We start from the raw sequence: 23,566 nt of genomic DNA on the forward strand, positions 1-23,566 counted from the left end.
CCCCTCCCGGTCCGAGGTGGCGTGTTGTACTGGCGGCGGGGATGACCCCCTCTCCTGCGTCCCCGCCGCCATATTTCCCGGAACCGCCGCCCTGGGTGCCGGCTGCGGTGGCAGCGCTGGCGCAGGCCGATCCGGACCTCGCCGGCATCGAGGTGGCGGCCGGCCCCTTGCCCTGGCGCAGTCGCCCGGCCGGCCTGCCTGGATTGCTGCGGACCATCTGCGGCCAACAGATCTCGAACCAGGCGGCGGGCGCCATCTGGCGGCGGCTTTCGGCGATTCCGGGCGCGCTGGACCCCACAGTGCTGGTGGGGCTGGAGGATGCGGTGCTGTGCGGCATCGGCGGCCTGTCCCGCCCCAAGGCCGCGCATGCCCGCGCGCTGGCCGCCGCCTGCCTGGACGGCACGCTGCGGCTGGAGGCGCTGGACGCCATGCTGGATGAGGACGCCGTGGCGCATTTGTGCACCATTCGCGGCCTCGGCCGCTGGACGGCGGAGGTGCACATGCTGTTCGCGCATGACCGGCCGGATATCTTCCCGAGTGGCGATATCGCGCTCGCCGCCAGCGTCGCGCATCTGAAGCGGCTGCCAGCCCGGCCGACGCCGAAGCAATTGGCGGAAATCGCCCGCGCCTGGCAGCCCTGGCGCGGCCTGGCGGCGCGGCTGTTCTGGCATCATTGGCGGCACATCACGGGGCGTCCGCTGATCGAGGATGCATGGACGCCGGACGCTCCTGGCGCCACTTTGGCGGGATGATTCTCTCCGCCCCGCTGCGCGCCACCGCCGAGCCACCGATTCCCGCCGCCCGCACCTGGGCCGCCCGCTATGCCGGCGGCGCCGGCCCGGCGCTGGACCTGACCCAGGCGGTGCCGGGCTACCCGCCACCGCCCGAACTGCTCGCCCGACTGGCGGAGGCCGCGGGCAGCATCGCCTGCGCCGGCTATGGCCCGATCGACGGCGACGCGCCGCTGCGGGAAGCGCTCGCCGCCGACATCAGCGGCTTCTACGGGGCGGAGGTCTCGGCCGCGGACATCGCCATCACCGCCGGCTGCAACCTGGCCTTCGCCATGACCATGGCGGTGCTGGCCGCGCCGGGAGAGGCGGTGATGCTGCCCGCGCCCTGGTACTTCAACCACCAGATGGCGCTGACCATGCGCGGCGTGCGCGCCGTGCCGTTGCCCGCCCGCGCGGAAGCCGGATTCGTGCCCGACCCGGCCGAGGCCGCCGCGCTGATGGATGCCAACCCGGTGCGCGCCCTGGTTCTGGTCACGCCCAACAACCCGACCGGCGCGGTCTATCCGCCCGGGGTCATCCAGGCCTTCGCCGAACTGTGCCGCGCGCGCGGCGTCTGGCTGGTCCTGGACGAGACCTACCGGGATTTCCTGACCGACGCGCAATCCCCGCCGCACGCCCTGTTCGATGACCCGGCCTGGCGGGATGGGCTGGTGCATCTGTACTCCTTCTCCAAGGCCTATTGCGTGCCCGGCCACCGGGTCGGCGCGGTGGCGGCCGGGCCGGCGTTCCGGGCGCAATTGGCGAAGGCGCTGGACACCTGGCAGATCTGCCCCGCCCGCCCGGCCCAGTCGGCGCTGACCTGGGCCATCCCGGCGCTGGCCGCCTGGCGCGCCGGCAATCGCGCGCTGATGGCCGACCGCGCCCGGCTGTTCCGCGCGGAGGTCGGGCAGTTGCCCGGCTGGCGGCTGGACGCCATCGGCACCTACTTCGCCTATCTGCGCCTGCCGGAAGGTGCACCGGATGCCGAGGAAGCGGCGGCGTCGCTCGCCGCCGAGCAGGGGCTGATGACGCTGCCCGGCCCCTTCTTCGGCCCCGGCCAGCAGCGTCATTTGCGGCTCGCCTTCGCCAATGCGGGGGCGGAGGTGCTGGCGCAGGTGCCGGGGCGGCTGGAGCGATGGGCGAGCCATCCTGGCTAGACTCAGGACCCAGTAATCGCTTGTCCCGAACCGTCAAGCCATCGCGCCAGCGGCCTCGTTGCTGCACTTGCGGCTCATCTGCGTCTGCCGCGCTGGCTTGCCTTGGGCGCTTCTGGCCCTGGGATGTCCCGCTGCTTCACCACTTCTGATCCTGAACCGGTGAATACCACTGGCGCAACGCTGGTATCGTGGCGGTTACGAGACCCACTGGAGAGCCGCTACCAACGGCGGCGCCTCGCGAACAGCATGAAATAGGCGATGTCTGCACCACGTGTCAGCGCGTCATCTGAAATGAACCCCTCGCCGGTATCCTTCAGTAACATCCAAGGCCTGACCGTGGTCAATGCACCCAAATTGTCAATGTTGCGGCATCCGCGTCGCTTGGTTAGGACACCGCAGCATCAAAATGCTGGCGTGGTCTATCGCTGCCAGCTTCACAGGGCTCCTGCCAGCGCAGACCGCTCACTGTGCAGTTCGGGCACCGCATTCTCGCGCGCGAAGCGTATCAGGATCCGCAAGCCGTTCTCGGGTGTGGAGGTAACATCCAGGGTCGCCCCTGCATTCTGCAGCAGCGATTTCACAATCAGCGCTCCCAAGCGGCCGGAAGTGGGCCACTTGACGCCTGGTGGCAGGCCGACGCCATCATCGGCGATGGAGACCTGACAGCCAGTGAAATCAACAAGGCTATGGAGCGTTATGGTGCCTCCGGCGCGGCCGACGAAGGCGTGCTTCAGCGCGTTGGTCAGAACCTCGTTCACAACCAGTCCCGTGGGCATGGCAACGTTGATGGAGACCGGCCAGGTGTCGACCTTGAGGTCAAGTCGGATACCCTCTACCGCGTGAGCCCGCATGACAGCTGAGGCGATTTCGCTGAGATAAACTCCCAAATCGACGCTTTCGCCAGGCTCCTGGTCTGTAAGCGAGCGATAGAGCAGGGCCAGCGCGCCAACACGTCCCGCCAGGCGGCTGAAGGACTCGCCCGCCTCGCCATTCGGTACGTTTCGACTTTCCAGCCGAATCAGTGCGGTGATCATCTGGAGGTTATTTTTCACGCGGTGCTGCAATTCGCGCAGCAGCGTATCCTTTTCCTGGACCCGTTTTTCGGTTTCCTCCAGTTCGGATCGGCTTCCTGGGTCAATCTCGACAAGCGCCACCAGCCGAAAAAGGGCGGTGCCATCCTCGTCTTGAATGACGTTTGCCCGTACGTCGACAATGGTCCCGTCGTTGCATCCATTAGGCGCCATGCGAAAGCTACCGATATAGTCCTCGCCTGCCGGAATGGCGTCACTGAGGTGGCGGTCATCACCTTTAGCGGTGGCAATGGCCTTTAGATCGCTCCAGGGGCGACCCAGCAACCCTGCCGCCGGCTGGCAGGATAATCGTTCGAACTCAGAATTGGCGTAGGTGATGCGTTCGCGCGGCTGCAACTCCGCCACGGCGATGGCGAAGGGCATCTGGTCGAGGAACTGCTTAAACCTGTCGCTGTCGAGCGACACGGCGAGGTCCGGGTCTCCCAGCATTTCGGTGAGCGGCTTGCGTTCATCCTCATCGAGCGTCACTGGCAGAGCTTTCAGGATTGCGGCCGGTACGACCTTCGCAAGGATCAACTAGGAGTGAAAATAGGCGTGCGGCGGCCAGCCAGCAAGCTCCCAGTGTTTGGTCATTGGGGAGCCTCACAGGCAAAGTAGCAGCGCTGCATCGTCCCGACCTAGGGTGTTTGGTCCCACGGTTTGATGGTGCGATCCTTTCGAACGAGTGGAAGGAGGCACTATGGGCCAGGTTCGTCACGGCAGCGCCACGACCACGCACGCCGTCAGAGCAGCAATACAGCGATCGCAGGCTTCGCTCTCGCAGCTGAGCCGCCAACTGAGCATCAACCCCATCAGGTAGATCACCGGCTAAACAAGCCCAACTACCCCTGGACCAACGGCCAGGTTGAGCGGATGAACCGCCACAAGCAAAGACACAACCGTCAAGCGCTTCCACTGCAACAGCCACAATCAACTGTGCACGCATATCGCAGACTTGATGGCAGCCTACAATTTTTCCCGCAGGCTCAAGACGCTCGGCGGTCTCACTCCCTACGAATACATCGGCAAAGCCTGAACCTCAGCGCCAGAGCGATTCACCATCGACCCGATCCACCAAATGCCGGGACTGAACACCTAAGTGTTTCCGAGGTTGCCCGCCGGCTTGACCGTTCGACGCGCAGGGTGCGAGGTCAGGCCTCAAGTTCGGAGGCCGCCATGCGAACGCTCGACATCATCTCCGACGCCATCTGCCCCTGGTGCTGGATCGGCAAGCGCAACCTGGATACGGCGCTGGAGACATTGGCGGAGGAGGGGCTGCATTTCGCCCTCCGCTGGCGCCCCTTCCAGCTCAACCCGGACATGCCGGCGGAAGGCGTGGCGCGGGCGGCCTATCGCGCCCAGAAATTCGGCTCCGAGGCGCGGGGGCGGGAGCTGGATGCGAATGTCGCCGAGGCCGGCCGCGGCGTCGGCCTCGGCTTCCGGCACGATCTGATGCTGCGCACCCCCAACACCGTCGCCGCCCATCGCGTGATCCGCATGGCGGAAGCCGAGGGGGTGCAGCATGCGGTGGTGGAGGCGCTGTTCCAGGGCTACTTCCGGGACGGCCGCGATATCGGCGACCCCGTCGCGCTGGCGGAGCTGGCCGGCACCGCCGGGCTGGCGGCCGATGCGGTTGCCGCCATGCTGGCCGGCGAGGACCACAGGGCGGAAGTGCTGGCCGAGGATGGCGCGGCGCGCCAGGGCGGCATCAACGGCGTGCCGTCCTTCCTCATGGACCGCCACCTTCTGTTCAGCGGCGCCATGCCAGCCACCCGCATGGCGGATGCCTTCCGTCACGCGAACACGATTCTGTCGGAGCGCGCTTCGGCCGCATAACACTAACACTGACCTTGGCGTAGGGGATTCTGCCCGTGGAATGGGTGCTGCTTGGTCTCGTCGTCCTGCTGCTGCTGTGGCTGGTCGTCATCTACAACCGCCTGGTCTCGCTGCGGCAAATGGTGTCGCAGGCCTGGGCGGATATCGAGGTGCAGCTCAAGCAGCGCCACGATCTGATCCCCAATCTGGTGGAGACGGTGAAGGGCTACGCCGCGCATGAAAGCAGCACGCTGGAGGCGGTGATCGCCGCGCGTAATGCCGCAGTGCAGGCCAAGGGGCCGGAACAGGCCTCCGCCGCCGAGGGCCAGCTTGGCGCCGTGCTTGGCCGGTTGTTCGCCCTGTCCGAGGCCTATCCAGACCTCAAGGCCAACACCAACTTCCTGGCGCTGCAAAGTGAGCTGTCCAACGTGGAGAACACGCTGGCCGCCGCGCGGCGCTTCTTCAACAACAGCGTCGCGGAATACAACGCCTCCATCCAATCCATCCCGGCGGTGTTCTTCGCCGGCTCCCTCGGCTTCGGCCCGCGCGGCTTCTTCGAGCTGGATGAGGGGGAACGGGCGGCGACGAAGAACGCGCCGCAGGTGAAGTTCTGAACCGGGGCCAGCGCAATGCTGCCGACCCATGGGCTGCGGACGCATATCTGGAACACCGGCCTGCGGTCCGTGCTGCTGCTGGCCGGCTTCCCGGTGCTGCTGGCGATGATCACCTGGGCCGTCGCGCTGCTGTTCGCCGCCACCGAGGCGGTTGATTTCCAGCAGGGGCTGCGGGATTCGGTGGCCCTGCTGCCGGCCGCGATTCCCGTGGCGCTGCTGATTTCCGCCATCTGGTTCGCCATCGCCTGGTTCTCCAACCAGTGGATAATCGACATGATCTCCGGCGCCCGGCCGGTGACGCGGGACCAGGAACCGGCGCTCTGGAACATGACGGAGGAATTGGCGATCAGCCGCGGCATGCGGATGCCGCGCCTTGCGGTGATCGAGACCGAGGCGCGCAACGCCTTCGCCTCCGGCCTGACGCGCGACAAGGGCGCGGTGACGGTGACGCGCGGGCTGATGCAGGCGCTGGGTCCGCGCGAATTGCGCGCCGTGGTGGCGCATGAACTGACGCATATCCGCAACGGCGACGCGCGGTTGGGCGTGGTTGCCGCGGTGTTTGCCGGCGTGATCACCATGGTGGGGGAGGTGATGTGGCGCGGCCTGCGCTTCGGCCGGATGCGCCGCCTGCCGCGCACCGGTGGCAGCGGCAACGGCAAAGGCAAGGGTGGCGCCATGTTGCTGGTGCTGCTGGCATTGGCCATCGCGGCGCTGGCCTGGGTGCTGTCCATCGCGCTGCGCATGGCGCTGTCGCGCAACCGGGAATACCTGGCGGACGCCGGCGCGGTGGAGATGACGGCGGACCCGGATGCCATGGCCAGCGCGCTGCGGAAACTGGTGGGGCAGGAGGCGATGGAGGGCATGCCCAGCCAGATGCGCGCCCTGCTGCTGCATGATGGCGCCAACAGCCTCGGCCCCGCCTGGTTCGCCACCCATCCGCCGATCGAGAAGCGGATCGAGGTGCTGCAACGCTATGCCGGTGCGCGCGACCCGCCGGAGAGTGGAATGCCAGAGATCGTGGCACCCGACCCGGATGCCACCCTGGTCACCCGCCCAGTAGCGCCCTCAACTGGCGCACCGCACTCCCCGGCGTCGTCACCACCGGCAATCCCGTGGTGGCGGATACGGCCCGGGCCGCCCGGGCCAGGCTGAACTGGCCGAGCAGGATCACGTTGCAGCCCGCAAGCCGCCGCGCCGCCTCTGCCGCCAGCCGGTCATGCGTCTCCACATCGCCCGCATCCAGCGCCGCCAGCGCGCCTTCCGCCAGGCAGGGCACCACCTGCACGCCCGCGGGGAATTCCGGTGGCATGGAGGCAAGCGTGCCGGGGAAGGTCGCCAGCAGGCCGATGCGCTTGCCGATCGCGACCGCTTCCTCGATCGCCGCCGCATTCGGCTTCAGGACCGGAATCGGCGCGAGGTCCGCCGCCACCGCCTCGATACAGGGGCCGAAGGCGGAGCAGGAGAACAGCACCCCATCCGCCCCGGTGCCGCGCGCGTAGCGGCCGAGGGTCAGGAACCGCTCCGTCATCGCCGGCGTCAGCGCGCCATCCCGCGCCAGGTCGGCCGAGAGGCTGTCATCCAGCAGGTTCATCAGCCGGGCCTCGGGCCAGGCTTCGGCGAAGGCAGCCTCGATCGGCGGCGGGGAATGCCGCAGGGCGTGGATCAGCGCGATACGCACGGCTTCAGTTGCCGACGCAGCGCTGCAAGGGGGAGGGGAAGTCGGTGCAGTTCGGGAAGGCGATCTCATCCGGCCCGCGCCGTTCCACCCGCAGCGTATTGGGCCCGGTGGGGCAGCCGAAGCCGAGATCGGCCGGCAGGCGAGAGGCAAGCGGCCCGCCCGGCGCGGCTGCGGGGACGAAGCGGAACTCCAGCACATCCGGGCTGGCCTGGACCGTCTCGATGATCCGCTGGCGATAGGCCACATCGAAGACGGAGGCGCGCAGCACCACATCCTTGGTGAAGATCACCGAGGGCTGGCCGGTGCAGCTCGGCCCGCTGGTCGAGCCGGGCGGGAAGATGCCCCCGGTCCAGGACCCGAACACCCAGGCATGCGGCAGCTCCACCTGCTGCTGCGCCCCGGCGCTGCTGCCAAGGGCCATTGCCGCCGCTGCCGCCACCAGCATCCACCGTCGCATCCCGCGCTCCTTCATCATTGGGGGCAGCATAGCGCGGGCAGGGGGGGTGCGGCTATCGCTGCCCACCGCGGTCTGGCGTGGTGTTGTTCGGGCGGGGGAGGAGGGCTGTTCCAGGGGAGGGGCGGAGGTGTCTCCCTCGACCCATAGCTGAAATGCGTGGTGGCCGTGTTAGCCTCCGCCGGTGCACCAGTTTCCTCCGAGTGACGCGCTCCAGTTCTTCGTCGGTGACGCCATCGCGCAGGTACGACTGGACCCTTTTTCGCTCCAGTTCAGCTTTGAGGGCATGCGGCGATTAGTTGTCGAGCATCGTATCGAGCACGCTGATCCAGACGGGACCATATGGGCCTATGATTGTCAGGCTACGGAACGTGCGCCGGTCGTCCTCCAGCGGTTGCTCAATCTGCGCATCGTGGCCATTGAGCGAGAAGAGCTCCGCCTCACTTTCCGATTTGGAAACGGCTCCACTTTGGCGGTGATGTCGGAGCTCGGACCTTACGAAAGCGGCCACATCTACGCCCCCGAAATCGGCTTCACCGTGTTCTGACGAGCGGCCGCTAACTGGCCATAGCAGACGTTCTGCGCGCTTCGAGGGATCGCTCCAAAGCCGCCGCCCCTGCTGACCTCTAAGCCGCCGCCCCCGCCGGGCGCCCCACCGGTGGGTCCTTCACCGGCAGATGCACCAGCGCCGCGAAGGCAGAGGCACCAACGCCAATCCACCACATCAGATCGTAGGACCCCGTCCTATCCAGCACCACGCCCCCCATATAGGCGCCGGTGAAGCCGCCCAACTGGTGCCCCAGGAATACCAGGCCGAAGATGGTCGCCAGCCACCGCGTGCCGAAATTGCGCGCCACCAGCGCCACCGTTGGCGGCACGGTGGACAGGTACAGCAGCCCCATCAGCGCGGAAAAAATCATCACCGTGGTCGTGGTCTTCGGCAGCAGCATGAAGCCGGTGATCAGCACGCCACGCGCGGCATAGATGATCACCAGCAGCTCCCGCCGCTTCCAGCGCTGCGTCAGCTCCCCGGACACCAGCGACCCGCCGATGTTGAACAACCCGATCAGCCCGATCGCGCCCGCGCCCACCGCCACCGGCAGCCCGCAGTAATGCACGAAGCCGGGCAGATGCGTGGTCAGGAAGGAGATATGCAGGCCGCAGACGAAGAAGCCGAAGAACAGGAACCAGAAGGTCGGCGTGCGCAGCGCGCGGCCCAGCGCCTGGCGCGCGGTTTCCTCATCCTTCGGCGCCACCTTGGCGCGCGGCGGCTCGCCCAGCGGCAAGGCGAGGGGGATGATCAGCAGGGCGGCGGCCGCCATCAGCGCCAGCGTCGTCTCCCACCCCAGCGTGCTGATGCCGATCCCGGCCAGCGGCACCACCAGGAACTGCCCGAAGGAGGATCCGGCCGTGCCCAGCCCCACCGCGCGCCCGCGCTGGCTTTCCGGCAGCAGCCGCGTCAGCGTCGCGATGATCACCGGCATGCCGGCGGCGGAGACCGCAATGCCCATCACCACACCGGCGAAGAAGGTGAACAAGCCGAGATGCACCGCCATCAGCATGCCGAGGATGCCGATTGCGTAGAGCACCGCGCCGCCCATCACCACCGCCCGCCCGCCATAGCGATCCGCCACCTGGCCGCAAATCGGCTGGCTGATGCCGTTCAGCAGTACCTGCAGCGCGATGGCGAAGGAGAAGCCGGAGGCGGTCCAGACATTGGCCTCCGTCATCGGCGCCAGGAACAGGCCGAAGGAATTCCGCAGTCCCATGGCGAGCGCGGCGCACAGCACCCCGCAGGTGATCAGCACGGCGGCAGTGACAGCGGGGCGGGATGTCATGCGGCCAGCCTCCCTCAAGTCTCAGGCCAGCGCGGGCAGTTCCCGCGCCGCCAGGATGTTCCGTACGCCATCGGTCATGGCGCCCAGCGTCGCCGCATCCACGGCTTCCAGTTCGGAGCGCTCGCCGATGTTCCAGAAACGAAAGCCCAGCCGATCGAAAAGCTGAACCAGTTCCGCCGCGCTGCTGCCCTGCGCCGCCAGCATGCCGGGGGCGAATTCGAACATCACCTTGGCCCGAGGCGAGCGGGCCAGCAGGTTCCACATGCCATGCACCGCGCGCGATTCGGTGCCCTCCACATCCATCTTCACCATATCAACCTGGAAGGCCGGGTCGGGGAACAGCGCATCCAGCGCGACGACGCGGCAGGCATGGGTCACACCATCTTCCGGCACATGGCCGGGATGGACGGAAAGATGCCCGCCGCCGCCCCATTCCCAGGAAAACAGCAGCTCCGCGATACCTTCCTCCGCCCCCACCGCCATGGTGTTCACCGTGGCGTACCCGGACAGGCCATTCACCGCGAGCGACCGTCGCAGCAGGGCCGCATAGCGCGGATTGGGCTCGAACGCCTCGACCCGCCCGGTCGGCCCGGTGGCGAGCGCGCCGAGCAGCGCATAGACGCCGAGATGGGCGCCGAGATCGAGCACGGTATCACCCGGCCGGATCAGCTTCTCGAACAGGCTGGTGTAGTTGGTCTCCCACGTGCCCTCGATCAGCAGATGCGGGGCGAGGTCGTTGCCGCGGGTATCGACGAACATCTTGAGCCGGCCCTGCAGCACCGTCAGCGCCGTGTGGTCGCCCAGATAGGCGGTGGGCGTGTAGCGCACCGGATGCGTGCGGGCGGCGAAATAGGCGATGGCAGCTTCCAGCCGGCGCTGCACTTGCAGGACCCGGCTGGGCAACGACAGCAGATCACGCAACATGCGGCAGACAGCCTCCGATCGGGCGCAACAGCAGGGCGGCGGGCGCGGCAGGCCCGGCTTCCGCCCCGGAAGCAATGGATGGGCATGGCAGGATGACAAATCGGGCCAGTCGCGCCCGAGGCCCGGCATACTGCCGGGTCCTGCCGTTTAGCCGACGCCCCGGCAAAAAAGAAGTTGGCGGGGTTTCACGCCGCCTTTCGCAACGCGAGGCCGAAGGAGGTGACAACCAGCGCACCATGCCGCTGCTTCGGCCGCGGCGGGCCATCCGGCTTGGTGGCGACCTCCGCATCCTGCGGCTCCAGCCCGGGGTGCAGGTTCACCGGCAGCATCTCATGCCCCTGCGCCTGGATCTGCGCCGCCAGCGCCTCCAGGTCCCGCCGGCGCAGCACGGCCAGGGTCGGGTGGTCCACCGTCGCGATGTCGGAGGTGATGTTGATCGTGAAGGTATGCGCCGCAATGCCGCCCGGCTTCAGCACCCGCAGGCTTTCCTCCAGGAAGGCGCTGGCGGCGGCGAGCGAGCCCAGCCGGTCCACGGCGGAGGCCGACCAGCAGAAATCGAACTGCCCATCCAGATCGGCCGGCAGGTGGTTCATGTCGATGTCGCGGTAGCCGACCATCGACTCGAAATCCTCCAGATGCAGGATCTCGGGGTGGAACAGCGCCATCTGCTGCGCGCCGGGCGGCAGTTGCACATCCTCCGACACATGCGGCAGATCGCTTGCCAGCACCCGCACGCCGCGGGATGCGAGCAGGGAGGGAATGCGTTCGCGCCCGACGCCGAAGCCGATGGCCTGCTTGCCGGCGGCGATCATGCCATGGGTCGCGAGAAGGGAGACGATCCAGGCCTGCTCCCAGCTTCGCCGGGTGCGGCCGGGCGCCATGCCCATGGCCTCCGCGATCTCGGCGAAGACGGGGTCGTCGAACTGCCCGGCGGTGCACATCTGGCCGACCGGATGCTCCAGGCTCGGCGGTTCGAAGCGGTAGGGGAAGGCGGGGTCGCCGGGCGGGCGCATCAGGAACAGCGGCATGCCATAGGCTGGCACACCCTCCACCGCGGCATCGAAGAAGTCGTAGAATTCCCAGGTGTTGGAGAAGGCGCGGCGCAGCGTCGCCAGGTCCGGCAGGTTGCGATGCGCCTCCACCTCCTCGGCCGAGAAGGGGTCGCGGCCGATCAGCAGGCGGAAGGCCCAGGCCACGGCGTCCGCACTCAGCTTCGGCTGCGCTGTCTCCTGGGAGTATCCCTGTCCTGCCTGCGGCTCCATCACAACTCCTTTGCGGCTTCCAGCACCTGGGCCGCATGCGCCTCGGGCTTCACCTTGCGCCAGACCCTGGCGATGCGCCCATCGGCGGCCACCAGGAAGCTGGAGCGCTCCATGCCCATATAGGTCTTTCCATACATCGACTTCTCGACCCACACACCATAGGCCTCCGCCACCTTGTGGTCCTCGTCGGAGGCCAGCTGGAAGGTCAGGTTGAACTTCTGGGCGAACTTCTCGATCGGCTTCATGGGGTCGGGCGAGACGCCGATCACGGTCAGGCCGATCTTGCCGAGGGCGGGCAGCGCCTCCTGCACCCCGCAGGCCTGCTTGGTGCAGCCGGGGGTGTCCGCCTTCGGGTAGAAATACAGCAGGAAGGGCTTACCCTTCAGCTCCGCCAGGCTGGCGGTGCGGCCGCCGGAGGCGGGCATGGAGAAATCCGGGGCGGGGGCGCCTTCGGTCGCTTCGGTCATGGGAATGGCTCCGGTCAGGGCAGCTCGGGGTCGCCGATATGGCGGGTGAAGCTGTCGCGCACCTGTTGCGCGACCGCGCGCATCTGTGCGCGGTAGCCCGGTTGGTCAATCGTGGCGCCGGCTTCGATCGGGTTGGGCAGCAGGTGGCCGGTGGCAGCGGCCAGCGCCAGCGCCACCGGTTCCGGCAGCGCCTCCTCCGGCCAGCGGCCGACGGTCAGGCGCAGATGCGCGGTGATGGCGCGCCACAGCCGGTCGGCGGCGACCAGCGAAGCCGCCTCCGCCTCCGGCAGGATTCCCGCCTTGGCCAGCGCCGCCAGCGCGAGGCGGGTGGTGGGGGAGATCACCGCGGGCAATCGGTGGGCCTGTGCCACCTGAAGCGCCTGGGAGATGAACTCCACCTCCACCAGCCCGCCCGGCCGGTGCTTCACATCCCAGGGCCCATCGGCCGGCAGGTCGCGCAGCATCCGCGCCCGCATCGCCCGCGCATCGGCCAGCACCTGTGTGGCATCGGCGGCGCGGGTCTGCGCCTGGCGGAGTGCCGCCTCCACCTTGCGCTTCAGCGCCGGCGCACCGGCCACGAAGCGCGCGCGGGTCAGCGCCATGCGTTCCCAGGTCCAGGCCGATTCGGCGTGGTAGCGGGCGAAGGACGACAGCGAGACAGCCACCGGCCCCTTCGAGCCGGAAGGGCGCAGCCGCATATCCACCTCGTACAGCCGTCCCTCCGCCCCCGGCGCCGTCAGCGCGCCGACCATCTGGTTGGCCAGCCGGGCGAAATACTGCGAAGGCGCGAGGGATTTGGCGCCGCCCTTGCTGTCCGGTGCCTCCGCCGGATGGTCATAGACCAGGATCAGGTCGAGATCGGACCCCGGCAGCATGTCCCGTCCGCCGAGCTTGCCGAGCGCCACCACCCCCAGCGCGCCGCCCGCCACCTTGCCGTGACGCTGCGCGAAATCCTGCACGAGGCGCGGCAGCAGCGCGCCGATCGCGGCATCGGCCAGCGCGCTGCGGGCGAGGCCGGCGGCATCCGTGTCCAGCCGGCCTTCCAGGGCGGCGGCATCGATCTCGAACTTGCCCTCCGTCACCAGCCGCCGCGCCGCTTCCAGCGCCTCCTCCAGGAAGCGGGCGTCCTTCACCAGGGCGGGCAGGGAGGCGGCGGGATCGTTGCCCGGGGCGGCGTGGCCGGCCAGCAACCCGTCCAGCGCGGCGGCGTTACGGGCGAAATGGTCGGCCAGTTGCGGCGCCGCGCCGAGCACGAAGGCCAGCCGATCCAGCAGCGCCGGGTTGCGCGCCAGAAGGGACAGAACCTGTACACCCGTGCTCATCCGCGCCAGCGCGGCATCCAGCCGCATCAGCGCGGCATCCGGCTGCGGCTGCCTGGCCAGCGCGGCGAGCAGGCTGGGCATCAGCGCGGTCAGCAGTTCCCGCGCCCTTTCGCTGCGCGTGGCCCGCGCCCGGCCATGATGCCAGCCGCGCACCGTGGCGGCGACGGCGGCGGGGTTCTGGAAGCCCAGGCCGCGCAGCGTGGCCAGCGTGGCCGGGTCGTCCTCCACCCCGGTGAACACCAGGTCGCCCTGGACATCGTCGCCGGCCGAGAGATCGGGCGAGGTCTCGAACAGCCCTGCATAGCGGCGCTCAACCCGGCGCAGATGGCCGGTCAGCGCAGTGGCAAAGGCCTCCGGCGTTTCGTAGCCCATGAAGGAGGCGATGTTGGCCAGCCCCGCCGCATCCTCCGGCAGCCGGTGCGTCTGCCGATCCGCCACCATCTGCAGCCGGTGTTCCACCTGGCGCAGGAAGCCATAGGCGTCCGCCAGATCGGCCGCCGCACGGCGATCGATCTTGCCGGCGGCGGCGAGTGCCGCGAGCGCGCCGAGCGTCGTCGGGTCGCGCAGCGCCGGGTCGCGGCCGCCCCAGATCAATTGCAGCACCTGCACGGTGAACTCGATCTCGCGGATGCCGCCGCGGCCGAGTTTCACGTCGTGGCCCGCCACCTGCACCTCGGCATTGGCGCCCTTGTGGCCCTTATGCGCGTGGATCTGCCGCTTGATGGAATGGATGTCCGCGACGGCGGCGAAATCCAGGTGGCGGCGCCAGACGAAGGGGCGGATTTCGCGCAGGAAATGCTCACCCAGCGCGCGGTCGCCGGCCACGGGCCGAGCCTTGATCATGGCGGCGCGTTCCCAGTTCTGCCCCATGCTCTCGTAGTAGATGATGGCCGCGGGCAGGCTGACGGCCAGCGGCGTCGCCGCAGGATCGGGCCGCAGCCGCAGATCCGTGCGGAAGCAGTAGCCATCCTCCGTCCGCTCATCCAGCAGCCGCACCAGGTCACGGGCGAGCCGCACATAGATGGCGCCGGCGCGGTCGGCGTCGTAAGTTGCAGCCTCCGGGTCATACAGCACCATGAGGTCGATATCAGAGGAGTAGTTGAGCTCCCGCCCGCCGAGCTTGCCCATGCCGAGCACGATCAGGCCGGACCCCTTGCAGGTGGCCCGAGGATCATGCCGCGCGGCGCCGCCCGCCAGCTTCAGGTCGCCGCGCGCCTGCGCCTCCCGCAGCAGATGGGCGCAGGCGTAGTCGGTGCAGGCATCGGCGAGGTCGGACAGCGCGCCGGTGACCCGGTCCAGCGCCCAGAGCCCCATGATATCGGCCACCGCGGCGATCAGCGCGGCCTGGCGCTTGGCCTGGCGCAGCAGGCTGGCCACGCCGGGGCGGGTCGCCGCCGGGTCGGCGCGGCCGAGCGGGTCCAGCGCCAGCGCGAAGGCCGCATCCGGCCCGCGATCCATCACCCGCAGCAGCGTGGCCGATTCGCGCAGCGCCAGATCGGCCAGATAGGGGCTGTGCCCGCCGAGTGCGGCCAGCAGTGCGGCGCCTTCGGCCGTGGCGCCGAAGCCGCGCTCCGCCGCGCCGCGCTCGGCGAAGCGCCCGGCGAGCTGGCTGGCGGCCTCCGCGTCATGCGGGCGTGGCAGGGCCTGTGCGGCGCGCGCCGGTGCGGCGGCGGGCTTCGGGGGTTCGGGCGGGGTGGGAAGCGACCGGGCATTCGGCATCGGGGCGCAGCGTGGCGATGAGGCGCGCCGCCGGTCAAGTGGCGCGAGAGGCGCATCGCGCCCTGCGGCTGGTCTCGGCCCTGGCGGTGCTGCTGCTGCTGGTCATCGGCGCGGCCGCCTTCCGCCTCTCGCAAGGCCCGATCGACCTGCCCTTCCTGGCTGCGGCGATCGCCGACCAGGTGAACATCCCCGGCCCCGAGGGCGCCCCGCCCGAGGCGCATTTCGAAATCCGCCGCGCCAGCATCGGCTGGCAGGGTTGGCGCGAGGGTCACCTCTCGCCGGTGGAACTCCGCCTGTCCGGCGTCCGCATGGTGGAGCCGGGCGGCCAGGTGCGGATGGAATTGCCGGATGCGGCCGTCACCCTTTCCCTGCCCTGGCTGCTGCGGGGCGAGGTCGCGCCGCGCCGGCTGGAACTGCAGCAGCCGGTGCTGACCCTGCGGCGCGATGCGGCGGGGGAAGTTTCGCTGCTGCTGGGCGAATCCGGCAGCCCCTCGGCGGGCACCGACGCGGCGCTGGATCGCATCCTGGCGGAGTTGCTGCGCCCGCCCTCGGACCGGACGCCGCTTTCGGCGCTGCAATCGCTGCGGATCCTCGGCGGACGGATCGTGGTGGAGGATGCCGCCCTCGGCCTGACCTGGGTGCTGGACGAGGCCGATGTGACGCTGCGCCGGCGGCTCGGCGGCGGCTTGATCGGCGATGCGGCGGCGACGCTGCTGCTGGGCGGCGAACGCGTGCCGGTGACCCTGGGCGCGGAGGTGAATGCAACGTCCGACGCGGGCCCGGCCGAGCTGTCGCTGCGCCTGCTGCTGCCCGAATTGCGGCCCATGCTGCTGGCTCAGGCCGCCCCCGCCCTGGCGCCGCTGGCCCGGCTGGACGCCACCGCGCGGATCGAGGCGCAGGCCCGGCTGGACGCAAAGGGCCGCTTTGGGGACCTGCGCGCCCGGCTGACCACCGGCCCCGGCGCGCTGGGCCTGGGGGAGGGCCAGCGCATCGCCCTGTCGCGGCTGGAGCTGGAGCTGGAGGCATCGCCCGGCCGCGTCACCATCCCGCGCGCCCTGCTGCGCCTGGATGGCGAGGCCGCGCCCAGCCTGACCGTGCAGGGGGCGGCCGACCGCGCCGCGGAAGGCTGGCGCGGAGAGGCGACGCTCGGCCTGGACCAGGTGCCGATCGCGGCACTGCCGCAGCGCTGGCCGGAGAGCCTGGCGCCGCATGTCCGCAGCTGGATCGTGCAGAACCTGACCGCCGGGACCGCCCGCAATGGGCGCTGGCGCATCGGGGCCGAGGCCGGGCCGGACCTCGCCGATGCGCGGATCACCAGCCTGGAGGGCACGCTGGAGGTGGCAGGGGCCACGGTGCATTGGCTGCGCCCGATCCCGCCCGCCCAGGGCGCCACCGGCACCGTCACCTTCGGGCTGGAGGAGATCGGCCTGCAGATCACCGGCGGCCGGCAGTCGGGCGGTGCCGTGACGGTGCGCGATGGCAGCATCCGCTTCCTGCTGCCGCCCGGCGCGCAGGAATCCGCGCAGATGGAATTCAACCTGGCCGGCCCGATCCCGGATGCCCTGGCCGTGGTGCAGCACCCCCGCCTGCGCCTGTTCGAGCGCCAGCCATTCCCGGTGAAGGACCCGCGCGGCAGCATGGAGGCGCGGCTCAACATCGCCTTCCCGCTGCTGTCCGACCTGCCGGTGGAGCAGCTTCAGCTTCGCGTCCAGGCGCGGCTGCGGCAGGTGCGGATGGCCGATGTGCTGCTCGGCCGGCCACTGGAGGGCGGCACCGTCGAGCTCACGGTGGACAATAACGGCCTGCGCGCCAGCGGCACCGCGACACTGGCCGAGATCGCCGCCCGCCTGACGGTGGAGATGGATTTCCGCAACGGCCCCGCCAGCCAGGTGACGATGCGGGAGACGGTGCGGGCGGAGACGGATGCCCGAAACCTGGTGGCGCTCGGCCTCGCCTTCTCCGAGGTGGTGGAAGGGCAGGTCGGGCTCGATGTCCGCACCGAACGCCGCCGCAACGGCCAGGGCCGCGCCACGGTGCGCGCCGATCTGCGGCAGGCGCGGCTGATGATCGACCCGCTCGCGTGGTCCAAGCCGCCCGGCCAGAATGCGGGTGGGGAGATGGTGCTGCGCCTGGCCGGGGAGAATCTGACGGCGATCGAGAGTTTTCGGATCGAGGGACCCTCCATGCGGCTGCGCGGCAGCGCCAGCTTCATCAGCGGCACGCGGCTGGAACGCGTGTCGGTGACGGAAGGCGTGGTGGAGGACAGCCGCTTCACCGGGGAAGCGCGCCCGCCGCTGGAACCGGGCGGTCCCTGGGCGCTGACCCTGCGCGGCCAGGTGCTGGACCTGCGCCGCATGCTGTCCGAGGACGCCAGCAGCGCGGCAGCCGCCGCACCGGACAGTGAAAACGGCCCCGCCTTCGCCGCCGATGCGCGGTTCGAACGGGTGCTGCTCGGTCCCGGCCGTGAATTGGCCGCGGTGACGGCGCAGCTGAGGGTGGATGGCCGCGGCGTGGTCCGGGCCGGCACGCTCTCCGGCCGCGCCGGGCCGCGCGGCGCCTTCCAGGCACAGATCGCCCCCGCCGGCGCCGGACGGTCGCTGCGGCTGGAAGCGGAGGATGCCGGCGCGTTGCTCGGCAGCTTCGATGTGCTGCGGCGGCTGGAGGGAGGGCGGCTTTCGGTGCAGGCTACCTACGCCAGCAACCGCCCCGGCGCGCCGCTCTCCGGCACCGCGGAGATGAGCGATTTCGCCGTGCGCGGCGCCCCGGCGGTGGCCAAGCTGCTCCAGGCCATGACGCTCTATGGGCTCATGGAAGCGGCCTCCGGCCCCGGCCTCGGCTTCACCCGCCTGATCGCGCCCTTCAGCCTGACGCCGGAGGTGCTGACGCTGGGGGAGGCGCGGGCCTTCTCCGCCTCATTGGGCGTGACATTGACGGGTACGCTGGACCGCCCGCGGCAGCGGCTGAACATGGCGGGCACGATCGTGCCGGCCTATTTCTTCAACTCCCTGCTCGGCAACATCCCCATTCTCGGCCGGCTTTTCGCGCCGGAGGCCGGCGGCGGGCTGTTCGCGGCCACTTTCCGGGTCAGCGGCCCGGCGGATGACCCGGCCGTGAGCGTCAACCCGCTGGCGGCGCTGACCCCTGGTTTTCTCCGCGGGCTGTTCGGGATTGGCCAGCAGGCGACGCCGTGACGGCTGCGTGCCAGCCGGGCGCCAGCACCCAGACGCCGTCGAAGCGCTCCAACAGGTCCCGCGCCGGGTCCATGCCGGCCCGCGCTGCCGCCAGCATGGCGTCATCGCCCAGTACATAAAGGCTGCCCGGCTCGTACGCGCCGCTGGCCAGTCGGCGCAGGGTCGCGGCGTTCAGCGCCGCCACCCGCGCGGGGTCGATGCGGGCCAGATAGACCGCATCGGTGGGCAGGCCGCGCGTGGCGGACAGCACCGCTACCTCCTCCCAATGCCTGGCCTGCATGCCGGTGGGTGCCAGGCGGATGCGCTGGTAGCGCGCGGTGGCCGTCATCCAGAACGGGTCCGCCAGGCGCAGCGGGGCGGTGGCAGGCGCCGGGGGGAAGTAGTGCGCCAGCCGCGCGAAGCCGGGCTGCAGGTCGGCAAGCTGCACCAGCAGCAGCCCGGCCAGCAGCAGCCCGGTGCGCCGCCCTCCCAGGGCATGCGCCAGGGCGGCGATGGCGCCGAGCACCAGCGCATAGGCCAGCGGCCAGAAGAAGCGGACGGAGGCGCGCAGCGCATCGGCCGCCGCCAGCACCGGCGCCGGCAGTTCCGCCAGCACCAGCACGATCTGGCCGCCCACCGAGACGCGGTGGGTGACGGCAATCGCCAGCAGCACGGCCAGCCCCGCCAGCAATGGCCATCGGCGCGCGAGGAAAGGGCGGGGCCGCCAGAGAAAGGCGCCTGCGCCGGCCAGCAGCAGCAGCAGCGTGCCGAGGCCGAGATAGCTGTCGCGACCCTCCAGATGGTTGGCACGCGGCAGTTGCGGCAGGAAGCGGCCCCAATGGCTGGGGTCGAAGGGCGCCAGCAGGTCAAGCTGCATGGCGCCGAAGCCGCCCCAGGTGCCGCCGATACCGCCGCCGAGCAGGAAGAAGCCCGCGGCCCAAAGCCCCGCCAATCCGGCGCCCGGCACGGCCAGCGCCTCGATGGTCAGGGGCAGCGGCCGGCGCTCGCGCGGCCAGGCGCGGGCAAGCCAATCGGTCGCCCACAGCCCGGCCACCATGGGCAGCAGATAGGCGTGGATCAGGGACGCGGCGAGCACCAGCGCCACCCAGGCCGCCAGCCTTCGCCAGGGCGGCGCGACCGTCAGGCACAGATACAGCGCTGCCAGCAGCAGGAACTGCCCCCCGAGGGCGAAATGCCCGCCGAGCCGGTTCAGCAGGATCGGCTGCAGCACGAAAAGCGCCGCGCCCGCCAGCCGTGCCAACGGGTCCTTCGTGACCAGCCCGATCAGCCGCCAAGCCAGCAGGGCCTGCAGCGCGCCACAGGCAAACAGCCACAACCCCCAATATTGCGGCACCTCCACCAATGGCCGCAGCGCCTTGAAGGCGAAGGCCAGCAGAGGGATGGAGTCGGAGAAGAAGATGGAGGATCCGACCTCCAGCCCCCAATCCGGATTGGCGCCGGGTGGCCAGGCCCAGGGGCTGCGGGCGAAATAGGTCCAGCCGAGCCAGTATTGCACCGGGTCCGGCCCGATGGTGCCCTCCAGCATCCAGCCGGTGTTCCGGGGCGACAGGACATGCCAGCCATAGGTGCCGGCGATCACGGCGATGCCGAGGGCCATGGCCGCCATGGCACCTGCCCAACCCGGAATCCTCATGCGCCGCACGCCGCCCTCCGCCTCGGCCGGTGGGGAGACCGGCGTCCGCTACAGGATCGGCGTAAACCGCGGCGATTTCATGACGGAATATTCATATCCGCGCGATCAGCGCGGGTCAGGCCGGCCGCACCAGCAGGTGCCGCTTGCGGCCCAGGGACAGCTTCGCCGCGCCGTCGCGCAGATCCGCGACGGTGATGGTCTGCGCGGGATCGGCCACGGCCTGATCATTCAGCCGGATGCCGCTTTGCGCCACCAGGCGGCGGGCCTCGCCCTTGCTGGCGACGAACTTCGCCTCCACCAGGATGTCCACCACGCCGGCGGGCAGGGGGGTGGTGTGGGTGGGCAGGGTCTCCGCCGCCTCGCCCTGTTCGAAGGCGCGGCGGGCGGTCTCGGCGGCGGTCTCGGCGGCGTCCCGGCCATGCAGCAGGGCGGTGGCCTCCGTCGCCAGCACCTTCTTCGCCTCATTGATCTCGGCACCGGCCAGGGCGCCGAGGCGCGTCACCTCCGCCATCGGCAGGTCGGTGAACAAGGCGAGGAAGCGGGCCACATCCGCATCCTCCGCATTGCGCCAGAACTGCCAGTAGTCATAGGGCGCGAGGCGGTCCGGGTTCAGCCAGACGGCGCCGGAGGCCGTCTTGCCCATCTTGGTGCCCGACGCGGTGGTCAGCAGCGGCGTGGTCAGGCCGAAGGCCTCGGCACCCGCCATGCGGCGCACCAGATCGGCACCCATGATGATGTTGCCCCACTGGTCCGACCCGCCCATCTGCAGCGTCACGCCGAGGCGCCGGTGCAATTCGAGAAAATCGTAGGATTGCAGCAGCATGTAGTTGAATTCGAGGAAGCTGAGCGGCTGGTCCCGGTCCAGACGCAGCTTGACGCTGTCCATCGTCAGCATGCGGTTGACGCTGAAATGCCGGCCGACCTCCCGCAGGAAGGGGATGTATTCCAGCTTGTCGAGCCATTCCGCATTGTCGAGCATGATCGCGGCATCGGGGCCGAACTGCAGGAAACTGTCGAAGCTGCGGCGGATGCCGGCCTTGTTCGCCTCGATCTGCGCATCCGTCAGCAGCGGGCGGGCCTCGTCGCGGAATGAGGGATCGCCGATCTTCGTCGTGCCGCCGCCCATCAGCGCCACCGGCCGGTTGCCGGTGCGCTGCAACAGGCGCAGCAGCATGATCGACAGCAGATGGCCGACATGCAGGCTATCCGCCGTGCAGTCGAAGCCGACATAGGCCGTGACCCGCCCCTGAGCCGCGAGGCCCTCCGCATCCGTCACCTGGTGGATGAAACCGCGCTCACGGGCGGCGTGCAGGAAGTCCTGGGTTGCGGTCATGGCGGGTGTGGGGGGTCCTGTGGGGCTTCCGGAAGTGCCGGCGGCGTAGCACGTTGGGGGGATGCTGCGAACCATAGGTCTGATGAGCGGAACCTCCCTCGACGGGGTGGATGCCGCATGGGTGGAAACGGATGGGGAGGCGATCGGCCGGCTCGGCCCGGTGCTGACGCTGCCCTACGCGCCGGCCCTGCGCCGCGACCTGCGGGAATTGCTGGACCGTGCGGCGGAGATCGGGCCGGACGATCCCTTCCTGGCAAGCTGCGTGAACCGCCTGACGGAACGGCATATCGAGGCGGTGCGCGCTATTGGCTGGCAGGCGGATCTCGTCGGCTTTCACGGCCAGACCATCCTGCACCGACCGCACCGGCCGGGCTCCAATACGGCAGGCTTCACCTGGCAGGTGGGCGACGCGGCGCGGCTGGCGCGGGAGACGGGGCTGACCGTGGCGCATGATTTCCGCTCGGCCGATGTGGCGGCGGGCGGGCAGGGGGCGCCGTTGGTGCCGGTGGTGCATGCGGTTATGGCGCGGGGGCTGCCGAAGCCGCTGGCGATCCTGAACCTCGGCGGGGTGGGCAATGTCACCTGGATCGGCCGGGATGGGGCGCTGGTGGCCTTCGATACCGGCCCGGCCAATGGTCCGCTCGATGATTGGGCGCGGCACGCCACCGGCGAGGCCTATGACCGCGATGGACGGCTGGCGCTGGCGGGGCAGGCAGATGGCGGGGTGCTGGCGCCGCTGATGGCGCATCCCTGGCTGGCCGAACCACCGCCCAAATCCCTGGATCGGCTGGATTTCGACCGGGCGCTGAAGGAAGCAGGTGCCCCGGCGCTGTCCCCCGCCGATGGTGCCGCCACGCTGGTGGCCTTCGCCGCCATCTGCGTGGCCGCCGCCGCGCGCCACTTCCCGGAACCGCCGGTGCAATGGCTGGTGGCCGGCGGTGGGCGGCGCAATCCGGCGATGATGCGGGCGCTTGGCGCCGCTTTGGCCGAGCCGGTGCGGGCGGTGGAGGTAGCCGGGTGGAACGGGGATGCGCTGGAGGCGCAGGCCTTCGGTGTGCTGGCGGCCCGCGTCTGGCGCGGCCTGCCGCTGACCTTCCCGGGCACCACCGGCGCGCCGGGGCCGCTGCCGGGGGGGCGGCTGGTGGGCCCGCTGCTTTAGGCGTGGGTGGAGGCGGGCAGCGCAGCCCGCCTCCGTGCCGATCAATCCGCGGCGAGTGCCATGCGGTTGCGGTTGAGCATGCCCATGACGTGATCCTCACACGCATCGGCCACCTGTTCCGCCTGGGGCGGGGTGTAGATGTGGCCGGCGCCGGGCATCACCCGGTAGTCGATGGCGATGCCCTTCTGGGTGTTCAGCTTGTCCACCAGCTTCCGCACGCTGCCTTCCGGCACCAGCTCGTCATCCGAGCCATGCAGGATCAGCCCGTTGCAGGGGCACGGCGCCAGGAAGCCGAAATCATAGTGGCTGGCGGGCGCGGAGATGCTGACGAAGCCGCCCATCTCCGGCCGCCGCATCAGCAACTGCATGCCGACATAGGACCCGAAGGAATACCCCGCGACCCAGAGGGAGGAGGCGTTGGGGTTCACCGCCTGCAGGAAGTCCAGCGCCGCCGCGGCATCCGAGATCTCACCGATGCCGCCATCATAGCGGCCCTGGCTGCGGCCGACGCCGCGGAAATTGAAGCGAAGCGTGGAGAAGCCCATCGTCTGGAACCGCTGGTACAGCGCATGAACGACGCGGTTGTTCATGGTGCCGCCATGCAGCGGGTGCGGGTGCAGAACCAGCGCAACCGGCGCATTGGCCTGCTTCGCATGGTGGTAGCGACCCTCGAGCCGGCCATCCGGCCCGGCAAACATGACTTCAGGCATCGTCCTGTCGATCCAGTCCATGTTGGGCCCACGGTGCGACGAGGCCGTAGAGGCGCCGTCTGCCATGGGCCATGGCCGGAGGAGGGCGTGCGCATACCGCCCGCCTCCTGGCCGTTTGGGAAGCCACACACCGCCGCCGCGGCGTGCCACAGGCACTTGCAGAACCGCAATCGACGTCCTGCCGATCCCGGGCCAGCGAATTCCACCTCATGCTTCGTTCCCACGCTCCGGCGCCATTGTTGACGGCGCTGGTCGGGAATAATAACCTTGGGCGGGCGACTGGCTCGCAGGCATTCAGCCTCGGTCGTGGTTCTGGTTGGGTGCGGCAGCCCGCGCCCGTGGACACCCCAGGGAAGGCTCCCAAACCCCAGGGTCTGAACAATATAGGTTAGGCAGGGTCAGGTTTCATATCGGATTCACGGGACGCCTCTCAGGTTCCTGTGCCGGGCC

19 protein-coding genes and 2 pseudogenes are annotated in these 23,566 nt (G+C 69.8%); 10 read left to right on the forward strand and 11 right to left on the reverse strand.

Translation table 11 applies throughout. From position 1 onward, the window contains the following. The first annotated feature begins 41 nt into the window (after positions 1-41). Both ACFHNC_RS18255 and ACFHNC_RS18260 read left to right on the forward strand, forming a co-directional pair. On the forward strand, positions 42-752 hold the full coding sequence (locus ACFHNC_RS18255; RefSeq protein WP_437170668.1) for a DNA-3-methyladenine glycosylase family protein: 711 nt from the start codon (positions 42-44) through the stop codon (positions 750-752). Beyond that, positions 713-1,927 (forward strand): aminotransferase, encoded by a 1,215-nt coding sequence (locus ACFHNC_RS18260; protein WP_437170669.1) that lies wholly within the window; start codon positions 713-715, stop codon positions 1,925-1,927. Before ACFHNC_RS18255 ends, ACFHNC_RS18260 begins: the two co-directional genes overlap by 40 nt. A gap of 434 nt (positions 1,928-2,361) precedes the next feature. On the opposite strand, the gene ACFHNC_RS18265 is transcribed toward ACFHNC_RS18260, so the two are convergent. Then, positions 2,362-3,486, reverse strand: a complete 1,125-nt coding sequence (locus ACFHNC_RS18265) for a sensor histidine kinase (protein WP_437170670.1) — start codon at positions 3,484-3,486, stop codon at positions 2,362-2,364. A 211-nt stretch (positions 3,487-3,697) separates the two neighbouring features. Here ACFHNC_RS18265 and ACFHNC_RS18270 point away from each other — a divergent pair. The 5 genes and pseudogenes from ACFHNC_RS18270 to ACFHNC_RS18290 form a co-directional block, all read left to right on the forward strand. Beyond that, positions 3,698-3,805: pseudogene (locus ACFHNC_RS18270) on the forward strand (IS481 family transposase); the annotation flags it as partial. An 8-nt stretch (positions 3,806-3,813) separates the two neighbouring features. Further along, positions 3,814-4,096, forward strand: a pseudogene (locus ACFHNC_RS18275) (integrase core domain-containing protein); the annotation flags it as partial. A gap of 77 nt (positions 4,097-4,173) precedes the next feature. Continuing rightward, positions 4,174-4,833 (forward strand): DsbA family oxidoreductase, encoded by a 660-nt coding sequence (locus ACFHNC_RS18280; protein WP_437170671.1) that lies wholly within the window; start codon positions 4,174-4,176, stop codon positions 4,831-4,833. Positions 4,834-4,868: 35 nt separating this feature from the next. Further along, the gene (locus ACFHNC_RS18285) at positions 4,869-5,426 is read left to right on the forward strand and encodes a LemA family protein (protein ID WP_437170672.1); all 558 of its coding nucleotides are present in this window, start codon (positions 4,869-4,871) and stop codon (positions 5,424-5,426) included. Between the two features lie 15 nt (positions 5,427-5,441). Then, entirely contained in the window at positions 5,442-6,578 is a 1,137-nt protein-coding gene (locus ACFHNC_RS18290; protein WP_437170673.1) for a M48 family metallopeptidase, read from the forward strand. Here the strand turns inward: ACFHNC_RS18290 and ACFHNC_RS18295 are convergent. Both ACFHNC_RS18295 and ACFHNC_RS18300 read right to left on the reverse strand, forming a co-directional pair. Further along, complete coding sequence (locus ACFHNC_RS18295; protein WP_437170674.1) at positions 6,472-7,104, reverse strand: aspartate/glutamate racemase family protein; 633 nt, start codon at positions 7,102-7,104, stop codon at positions 6,472-6,474. The genes ACFHNC_RS18290 and ACFHNC_RS18295 overlap by 107 nt on opposite strands. 4 nt (positions 7,105-7,108) lie before the next feature. Next, a complete protein-coding gene (locus ACFHNC_RS18300; RefSeq protein ID WP_437170675.1) occupies positions 7,109-7,561 on the reverse strand; it encodes a hypothetical protein in 453 nt (150 codons plus the stop codon). 181 nt (positions 7,562-7,742) lie between these two features. Here ACFHNC_RS18300 and ACFHNC_RS18305 point away from each other — a divergent pair, with 181 nt between their 5' ends. Then, positions 7,743-8,105, forward strand: a complete 363-nt coding sequence (locus ACFHNC_RS18305; RefSeq protein WP_437170676.1) for a hypothetical protein — start codon at positions 7,743-7,745, stop codon at positions 8,103-8,105. 79 nt (positions 8,106-8,184) lie between these two features. On the opposite strand, the gene ACFHNC_RS18310 is transcribed toward ACFHNC_RS18305, so the two are convergent. From ACFHNC_RS18310 to ACFHNC_RS18330, 5 genes are all read right to left on the reverse strand, one after another. Further along, positions 8,185-9,396, reverse strand: coding sequence for an MFS transporter (locus tag ACFHNC_RS18310; protein ID WP_437170677.1), 1,212 nt, complete (start codon positions 9,394-9,396; stop codon positions 8,185-8,187). Positions 9,397-9,417: 21 nt separating this feature from the next. Beyond that, positions 9,418-10,320 carry an FkbM family methyltransferase gene (locus ACFHNC_RS18315; protein WP_437170678.1) on the reverse strand — a complete coding sequence of 301 codons (903 nt, stop codon included), beginning with the start codon at positions 10,318-10,320 and terminating at the stop codon, positions 9,418-9,420. 185 nt (positions 10,321-10,505) lie between these two features. Beyond that, the gene (locus tag ACFHNC_RS18320; RefSeq protein ID WP_437170679.1) at positions 10,506-11,582 is read right to left on the reverse strand and encodes a methyltransferase domain-containing protein; all 1,077 of its coding nucleotides are present in this window, start codon (positions 11,580-11,582) and stop codon (positions 10,506-10,508) included. Next, positions 11,582-12,049, reverse strand: coding sequence for a thioredoxin-dependent thiol peroxidase (gene bcp / locus ACFHNC_RS18325; protein WP_437170680.1), 468 nt, complete (start codon positions 12,047-12,049; stop codon positions 11,582-11,584). The genes ACFHNC_RS18320 and bcp overlap by 1 nt, the downstream gene beginning before the upstream one ends. A gap of 14 nt (positions 12,050-12,063) precedes the next feature. Then, on the reverse strand, positions 12,064-15,090 hold the full coding sequence (locus tag ACFHNC_RS18330; RefSeq protein WP_437170681.1) for a bifunctional [glutamine synthetase] adenylyltransferase/[glutamine synthetase]-adenylyl-L-tyrosine phosphorylase: 3,027 nt from the start codon (positions 15,088-15,090) through the stop codon (positions 12,064-12,066). A gap of 17 nt (positions 15,091-15,107) precedes the next feature. On the opposite strand from ACFHNC_RS18330, the gene ACFHNC_RS18335 reads away from it, so the two are divergent. Continuing rightward, positions 15,108-18,281 carry a DUF3971 domain-containing protein gene (locus ACFHNC_RS18335; RefSeq protein ID WP_437170682.1) on the forward strand — a complete coding sequence of 1,058 codons (3,174 nt, stop codon included), beginning with the start codon at positions 15,108-15,110 and terminating at the stop codon, positions 18,279-18,281. Here ACFHNC_RS18335 and ACFHNC_RS18340 read toward each other — a convergent pair. Together ACFHNC_RS18340 and tyrS are read right to left on the reverse strand one after the other, a co-directional pair. Next, positions 18,208-19,887, reverse strand: a complete 1,680-nt coding sequence (locus ACFHNC_RS18340) for a DUF6311 domain-containing protein (protein WP_437170683.1) — start codon at positions 19,885-19,887, stop codon at positions 18,208-18,210. The two genes, ACFHNC_RS18335 and ACFHNC_RS18340, sit on opposite strands and share 74 nt — an antisense overlap. Before the next feature lie 142 nt (positions 19,888-20,029). After that, complete coding sequence (gene tyrS, locus ACFHNC_RS18345) at positions 20,030-21,247, reverse strand: tyrosine--tRNA ligase (protein ID WP_437170684.1); 1,218 nt, start codon at positions 21,245-21,247, stop codon at positions 20,030-20,032. Positions 21,248-21,311: 64 nt separating this feature from the next. Here tyrS and ACFHNC_RS18350 point away from each other — a divergent pair, with 64 nt between their 5' ends. Next, the gene (locus tag ACFHNC_RS18350) at positions 21,312-22,406 is read left to right on the forward strand and encodes an anhydro-N-acetylmuramic acid kinase (RefSeq protein ID WP_437170702.1); all 1,095 of its coding nucleotides are present in this window, start codon (positions 21,312-21,314) and stop codon (positions 22,404-22,406) included. Between the two features lie 41 nt (positions 22,407-22,447). Here the strand turns inward: ACFHNC_RS18350 and ACFHNC_RS18355 are convergent, their stop codons facing one another. Next, positions 22,448-23,116, reverse strand: coding sequence for an alpha/beta hydrolase (locus tag ACFHNC_RS18355; protein WP_437170685.1), 669 nt, complete (start codon positions 23,114-23,116; stop codon positions 22,448-22,450). Between the last annotated feature and the right edge of the window lie 450 nt (positions 23,117-23,566).

Source organism: Falsiroseomonas sp. E2-1-a4 (assembly GCF_051433165.1).
Taxonomy (GTDB): Bacteria; Pseudomonadota; Alphaproteobacteria; order Acetobacterales; family Acetobacteraceae; genus Falsiroseomonas.